Origin of the sequence: Streptomyces sp. NPDC085937 (genome assembly GCF_044540535.1) — a bacterium.
In the GTDB taxonomy this organism is placed as follows: domain Bacteria; phylum Actinomycetota; class Actinomycetes; order Streptomycetales; family Streptomycetaceae; genus Streptomyces.
This window is the reverse complement of sequence record NZ_JBITSH010000011.1, coordinates 71,943-78,525: the sequence shown is the minus strand read 5'-3', so window position 1 is coordinate 78,525 and position 6,583 is coordinate 71,943. Positions and strand designations below refer to the sequence as shown.

Below are 6,583 nucleotides of genomic sequence, written 5' to 3'. Positions count from 1 at the left end.
TGCGGCCCCCGGGGGGGGGGGGGGGGGGGGGGCGGGGGGGGGGGGGGGGGCGCCCCGGGGGGGGGGGGGGGGGGGGGGGCGGGGGGGGGGGCGGTCGTCCTCGGTCCGGCGCGATCGGGTCGCCTGGAGAAGCACAGGGCGCGGACGCGCCAGCCGCTGCGGGCGCCCACCCCCACCCCGTCCCCTCCCCGCCGTCGGCGACCACTTCAACGCCGTGGCGCGCCCGCCGACCGCGGGCAGTCGTGCCTCCCCCAGTGCCATAAGGGCCTGGGAGGTGCCCCCAGGGCGATGGGGGTCCCCCCCGCTCGGGCGGAGCCGAGGGTGGGGGAAAGTGGGCGCGGCGGCACCCCGCAAGCGCCGGGTTGCGTGACCCCCGGCCCACCCCCACACCCCGCGCAACAAATCGCCGGAAACCGCGTCCTCGACGCAACAACCACCGCACCGGTGCGCAACGGCTTCTTCTTGTCCGGCGCGGGGGCGCGACCGTACCTTCATGGGTGACCCCCAACCCCCGCCTCCCGGTGAGGATCACGCATGCGCACCGCCCTGCTTCAAAGCTCCGGCCGCCCCGGCCACGTCGAAGCGAACCTCAAGGTTCTCGACGAGGCCGCCGGCCGTGCCGCAGCGGCAGGCGCAGGGCTGCTCGTCACTTCTGAGCTGTTCCTCACCGGCTACGCCATCGGCGACGACCTCGGCCGCCTCGCCGAGCCCGCCGACGGGGAGGTGGCCGACGCGGTCGCGGAGACCGCCGCCCGGCACGGTCTCGGCGTCGCCTACGGCTACCCTGAGCGGGCCGGCGACACGGTGTACAACTCCGTCCAGCTCGTCGCCCCCGACGGCGCCCGTCTCGCGAACTACCGCAAGACCCACCTCTACGGCTGCTTCGAGCGCGACCACTTCACCCCCGGCGACCGGCCCGTCGTGCAGGCGGAGCTCGACGGCCTCACCGTCGGGCTGATGATCTGCTACGACGTCGAGTTCCCGGAGAACGTCCGCGCCCACGCGCTCGCCGGTACCGACCTGCTCCTGGTGCCCACGGCCCAGCTGCACCCGTTCCAGTTCGTCGCCGAGTCCGTCGTGCCCGTGCGGGCCTTCGAGAACCAGATGTACATCGCGTACGTCAACCGGGTCGGCCCGGAGGGTGACTTCGAGTTCGTCGGCCTGTCCACCCTGGCCGGCCCCGACGGCGTCGCCCGCGCCCGCGCCGGCCGCGGTGAGGAACTGCTCCTCGCCGACGTCGATCCGCTGTTCCTCGCCGCGTCCCGTGAGGACAACCCGTACCTGCTGGACCGCCGTCCCGGTCTCTACGGGTCCCTCGCCTGACATCGTCCCGAGTTCCACCCCCGCAAGGAGTCCGTACCCCATGACGTCCACGGTGCCCAACGCCGTCGAGCACGCCGACGAGCAGCAGCCGCCGATCACCATGTTCGGCCCGGACTTCCCGTACGCGTACGACGACTTCCTGGCCCATCCCGCGGGCATCGGGCAGGTCCCGGCGACCGAGCACGGCACCGAGGTCGCGGTGATCGGCGGCGGCCTGTCCGGCATCGTCGCCGCGTACGAGCTGATGAAGATGGGGCTCAAGCCGGTCGTGTACGAGGCCGACCGGATCGGCGGCCGGCTGCGGACCGTCGGGTTCGACGGGTGCGACCCGTCGCTGACGGCGGAGATGGGCGCGATGCGGTTCCCGCCGTCCTCCACGGCGCTCCAGCACTACATCGACCTGGTCGGGCTGGAGACCCAGCCCTTCCCCAACCCGCTGTCGGAGGCCACCCCTTCGACGGTCGTGGACCTCAAGGGGGAGTCGCACTACGCGGAGACGATGGCCGATCTGCCGCAGGTCTACCGGGACGTGGCCGACGCCTGGGCGCGGTGCCTGGAGGAGGGTGCCGACTTCTCCGACATGAACCGGGCCCTGCGCGAGCGGGACGTGCCGCGCATCCGGGAGATCTGGTCGCGGCTGGTGGAGAAGCTCGACAACCAGACGTTCTACGGGTTCCTGTGTGAGTCCGAGGCGTTCAGGTCCTTCCGGCACCGGGAGATCTTCGGGCAGGTCGGGTTCGGCACCGGGGGGTGGGACACCGACTTCCCGAACTCCATCCTGGAGATTCTGCGGGTCGTCTACACCGAGGCCGACGACCATCACCGGGGCATCGTCGGCGGGTCCCAGCAGCTGCCGCTCAGGCTGTGGGAGCGGGAGCCGCAGAAGATCGTCCACTGGCCGTACGGCACCTCGCTGAAGTCCCTGCACGTGGACGGTGAGCCGCGGCCCGCCGTCACGCGGCTCGGACGGACCGCCGGCAACCGGATCACCGTGACCGACGCGCGCGGTGACATCCGTACGTACCGGGCCGCCGTCTTCACCGCGCAGTCGTGGATGCTGCTCTCGAAGATCGACTGCGACGACTCGCTCTTCCCCATCGACCACTGGACCGCCATCGAGCGCACCCACTACATGGAGAGCTCCAAGCTGTTCGTGCCCGTGGACCGGCCCTTCTGGCTGGACAAGGACGAGGACACCGGCCGGGACGTCATGTCGATGACGCTCACCGACCGGATGACCCGTGGCACCTATCTGCTGGACAACGGCCCGGACAAGCCGGCGGTCATCTGCCTGTCGTACACCTGGTGCGACGACAGCCTGAAGTGGCTGCCGCTGTCCGCCAACGAGCGGATGGAGGTCATGCTGAAGTCGCTCGGGGAGATCTATCCCAAGGTCGACATCCGCAAGCACATCATCGGCAACCCGGTGACCGTCTCCTGGGAGAACGAGCCCTACTTCATGGGCGCGTTCAAGGCGAACCTGCCGGGCCACTACCGCTACCAGCGGCGGCTGTTCACCCACTTCATGCAGGACCGGCTGCCGGAGGACAAGCGGGGCCTGTTCCTCGCCGGTGACGACATCTCCTGGACGGCGGGCTGGGCCGAGGGCGCCGTGCAGACCGCGCTCAACGCGGTCTGGGGCGTGATGCACCACCTCGGGGGCGCGACGGACGCGACCAACCCGGGCCCGGGCGACCTGTACGACGAGATCGCCCCGGTCGAACTCCCGGAGGACTGAGGTCAGTCCGGCAGCGGGGTGAGCAGCATGCGGCCCGAGAAACCCATCGCGGTGTCGAGCCGCTCGGTGAACTCCGCCGCCACGTCGGGCAGCCGGCGCAGCGCCCACAGGGCGCGCGCCGCCGTCCAGGCCGCGTCCCGGGCGCGCTCCAGGCTCCAGGCGCCCAGCAGATGGGTCAGCGGATCGGCGATCCGCAGCAGCTCGGGGCCCGGGACCAGCTCCTCGCGGATGCGCTCCTCCAGCGACAGGAGCAGTTCGCCCACGGCCTCGAACTCGTCCTCCAGATCGGCCGGTTCGCAGCCGAGCGTACGACAGGTGTCGACGACCGCCAGCGCGAGGTCGTGGCCGATGTGCGCGTTGATGCCCGCCAGCGCGAACTGCACCGGACGTACCTCCGGGTGGCGGCGGAACTGGAACAGCGGGCGCCAGCAGGCGGGCGGACGGTGTCCCTCCGCCGCCGCGTCCACGGCGGCCAGGTAGCGTTCGGCGAACCGCACGTCCAGCGCGATCATCGCCCGGGTGTCGGGGAACAGCCCGGCGTCGACACGCCGGTCCACGGCCCGTGTCACGGCGAGGTAGACGCGGTTGAAGACCGCGACCCCGTCCCGCGCGGGCAGGGCCGCGTCGAGGGCGCGCATACGGGCGACGACCCCGTCGACCGGGGTGAGGACTTGTTCGCATTGCGCCATGGGCGCAGAGTCGCACCTTTAGGGTGGCGTCAGTGGCGGCGGGGCCGACGCTTCCCCGGAACGGGGGAACGCGACCGCCGTGGGGGAGGGGAAGCCAGAGGTGACAGGCTCGCGTGCCCGGAGACAGTCCGAGCGCCGTGCGCAGCGCAGGCGCGCCGCGCGGCGGACCACGATGCTCGCGGCGGCCTCCGTCGTCGTCGCGGTCGGCACCGTCTCCGGGCTGATCTCGGCGTCCGGGGAGGGCCGGGGTGGCGACGAGGCCCGCCCGGACACGTCCGCGTCGCCGCGCCTGGTGCCGCTGCCCGCCGTGCCGTCGGCCTCTCCGTCGCCCACGGTGTCCGCCTCGCCGTCCGTCCGCCCCCGGCGCACGAGTGCGTCCCCCTCGCCGAGCCCGCGTGCGAAGAAGAAGCAGCAGACGGCTCCCGTCTCCACGGCGCTCTACCGGCATCCCGCGTCACGGGTCCTGGACTGGGTGCGCGCGCACCCCGGCGATCCGCGCCGTCCGGTGATCGAGTCCCGGATAGCCGGCCGGCCGGCGGCCGTGTGGTTCGCGGACTGGTCGCCGGACACCGTCACGGCCCGGGTGAAGGCGGTGACGTCCGGGGGCGCCGCGCAGGGCCGGGTGCCCGTCGTGGTGGCGTACACGATCCCCGACCGGGACTGCGGCGGGTACTCCGAGGGCGGCGCCCCGAGCCTGACCGCCTACGACGACTGGATCGACCGGTTCGCCGCCGGGCTGGGCGGCGGCGAGGTCGTGGTGATCCTGGAGCCCGACTCCGTCGCCCAGGCCGACTGTCTGTCCGCGGGCCAGCGGGCGGACCGCTTCGCCTCGCTGGCCCGCGCCGGGCGGGTGATCAAGGAGGCCAACCCCCGGGCCCGGGTCTACTTCGACGCGGGGCACTCCGGCTGGCACACGCCCGCCAAGCAGGCGGACCTGCTAAGGCAGGCGGGAGCCGCCTCGGCCGCGTCGTCGGACGGGATCTTCAGCAACGTCTCCAACTTCCACGGCACCGCCGGCGAGATCGCCTACGACCGTGCCGTGCTGGACGCTCTGGGCGGGCCGTCGGGCCTCGGCGCGGTGATCGACACCAGCCGCAACGGCAACGGCGCCCCGCCCGACGGAGAGTGGTGCGACCCTGCGGGCCGCAAACTGGGCCGGGCCCCGACGCTCAGCACCGGCGAGGCCCGGATCGACGCCTACCTGTGGGTGAAGCTCCCCGGCGAGTCGGACGGCTGCCAGGGCGAGCCGGGAAGCTTCAGCCCGTCGTACGCCTACGACTTGGCCCGCTGACCGTCCTCCGTGCCGCCCTTGTCGTAGGAGGACACGCCCTCGTCGAGCAAGGGCTGCTGGGTCTTGAGGTGGGCGGGCGCGAAGGCGCGCAGTGCGTGGTAGCCGGTGATGACGACCAGCGTGCCCAGGGCGATGCCGCTCAGCGAGAAGGTGTCGCTGAACTCCATCGAGACGTTGCCGACGCCGATGATGATGCCCGCCGCGGCCGGCACGAGGTTCAGCGGATTGCGCAGGTCCACCTTGGCGTTGAGCCAGATCTGGGCGCCGAGCAGGCCGATCATGCCGTAGAGGATGACGGTGATGCCGCCCAGCACACCGCCGGGGACGGCCGCCACGACCGCGCCGAACTTGGGGCACAGGCCGAACAGCAGGGCGAAGCCGGCGGCGGCCCAGTAGGCGGCGGTGGAGTAGACGCGGGTCGCGGCCATCACGCCGATGTTCTCCGAGTAGGTCGTGTTGGGCGGGCCGCCGACCGCGGTGGACAGCATGGAGCCGACTCCGTCGGCGGAGATGGCCGTGCCGAGCTTGTCGTCCAGGTTGTCGCCGGTCATCTCGCCGACCGCCTTGACGTGCCCCGCGTTCTCCGCGATCAGCGCGATGACCACGGGCAGCGCGACCAGGATCGCCGACCACTCGAAGGACGGCCCGTGGAAGTCGGGCAGGCCGATCCAGTCCGCCCGGCCCACGCCCGACAGGTCCAGCCGCCAGTGGTCGGTGACCTTGCCGCTCGCGTCCGCCGAGTGGATCCGCCCGAAGACCCGGTCCAGACCCCAGGACAGGACGTAGCCGAAGACCAGCCCGAGGAAGATGGCGATGCGGGACCAGAAGCCCCGCAGGCAGACCACGGCCAGGCCGGTGAACAGCATCACGAACAGCGCGGTCCACTGGTCCTGGGGCCAGTACGTCGAGGCGGTCACCGGTGCCAGGTTGAAGCCGATCAGCATGACCACCGCGCCGGTCACCACGGGAGGCATGGCCGCGTGGATGATCCGCGCGCCGAAGTGCCGCACCGCGAGGCCCACCAGGAACAGCGCCGCCCCCACCACCAGCACCGCGCCCGTCACCGTGGCGCTGGAGCCGCCGTCGGCCCGGATGACCGCGGCGACGCCGACGAAGGAGAGCGAGCAGCCCAGGTAGCTGGGGACCCGGCCGCGGGTGGCGAGCAGGAAGATGACGGTCGCGACGCCCGACATCATGATCGCCAGGTTGGGGTCGAGGCCCATGAGCACGGGCGCCACGAACGAGGCGCCGAACATCGCGACCACGTGCTGGGCGCCCAGGCCCGCGGTGCGGGGCCAGGAGAGCCGCTCGTCGGGGCGGACCACCGCTCCGGGCGCCGGTGTGCGTCCGTCACCGTGCAGTTTCCAGCGGACGCCGAGATCCATGGGGTGTCGCTTTCGTCGTGAGGCCAGCGTGTCCGGACCATTGTGAGGCCCGGACGGGGGTGGTTCGCACAGGTGGACGGGCACCCGGGCGCGTCTGAGCGTCCGCTTAGGGTGCCGCTTAGGATGAGGGCACGCCGTTGTTCGATGTAGACGGCAC

The 6,583-nt window shown here is 72.3% G+C and carries 5 protein-coding genes; 3 read left to right on the top strand and 2 right to left on the bottom strand.

Annotated elements, in window-relative coordinates:
• Positions 1–534: 534 nt before the first annotated feature.
• Both ACIF8S_RS22845 and ACIF8S_RS22840 read left to right on the top strand, forming a co-directional pair.
• Positions 535–1,323, top strand: coding sequence for a carbon-nitrogen hydrolase family protein (locus ACIF8S_RS22845; protein ID WP_400001322.1), 789 nt, complete (start codon positions 535–537; stop codon positions 1,321–1,323).
• A gap of 40 nt (positions 1,324–1,363) precedes the next feature.
• On the top strand, positions 1,364–3,061 hold the full coding sequence (locus tag ACIF8S_RS22840) for a flavin monoamine oxidase family protein (protein ID WP_400001320.1): 1,698 nt from the start codon (positions 1,364–1,366) through the stop codon (positions 3,059–3,061).
• Positions 3,062–3,063: 2 nt separating this feature from the next.
• Here ACIF8S_RS22840 and ACIF8S_RS22835 read toward each other — a convergent pair whose 3' ends face one another.
• Positions 3,064–3,750: a DUF5995 family protein gene (locus ACIF8S_RS22835; protein WP_400001318.1), complete on the bottom strand. Its 687-nt coding sequence runs from the start codon at positions 3,748–3,750 to the stop codon at positions 3,064–3,066.
• 172 nt (positions 3,751–3,922) lie between these two features.
• Between ACIF8S_RS22835 and ACIF8S_RS22830 the strand changes: the two genes are divergently transcribed.
• Positions 3,923–5,041 carry a glycoside hydrolase family 6 protein gene (locus tag ACIF8S_RS22830; protein WP_400001575.1) on the top strand — a complete coding sequence of 373 codons (1,119 nt, stop codon included), beginning with the start codon at positions 3,923–3,925 and terminating at the stop codon, positions 5,039–5,041.
• Here the strand turns inward: ACIF8S_RS22830 and ACIF8S_RS22825 are convergent.
• Complete coding sequence (locus tag ACIF8S_RS22825; RefSeq protein ID WP_400001317.1) at positions 5,023–6,426, bottom strand: uracil-xanthine permease family protein; 1,404 nt, start codon at positions 6,424–6,426, stop codon at positions 5,023–5,025. The genes ACIF8S_RS22830 and ACIF8S_RS22825 overlap by 19 nt on opposite strands.
• Positions 6,427–6,583 lie beyond the last annotated feature (157 nt).

Excerpts from the sequence above, each read along its gene's own strand:
- ACIF8S_RS22830 (WP_400001575.1), top strand. The coding sequence starts at position 3,923 with ATGCTCGCGGCGGCCTCCGTCGTCGTCGCGGTCGGCACCGTCTCCGGG.
- ACIF8S_RS22825 (WP_400001317.1), bottom strand. The coding sequence starts at position 6,426 with ATGGATCTCGGCGTCCGCTGGAAACTGCACGGTGACGGACGCACACCG.
- ACIF8S_RS22835 (WP_400001318.1), bottom strand. The coding sequence starts at position 3,750 with ATGGCGCAATGCGAACAAGTCCTCACCCCGGTCGACGGGGTCGTCGCC.
- ACIF8S_RS22845 (WP_400001322.1), top strand. The coding sequence starts at position 535 with ATGCGCACCGCCCTGCTTCAAAGCTCCGGCCGCCCCGGCCACGTCGAA.
- ACIF8S_RS22840 (WP_400001320.1), top strand. The coding sequence starts at position 1,364 with ATGACGTCCACGGTGCCCAACGCCGTCGAGCACGCCGACGAGCAGCAG.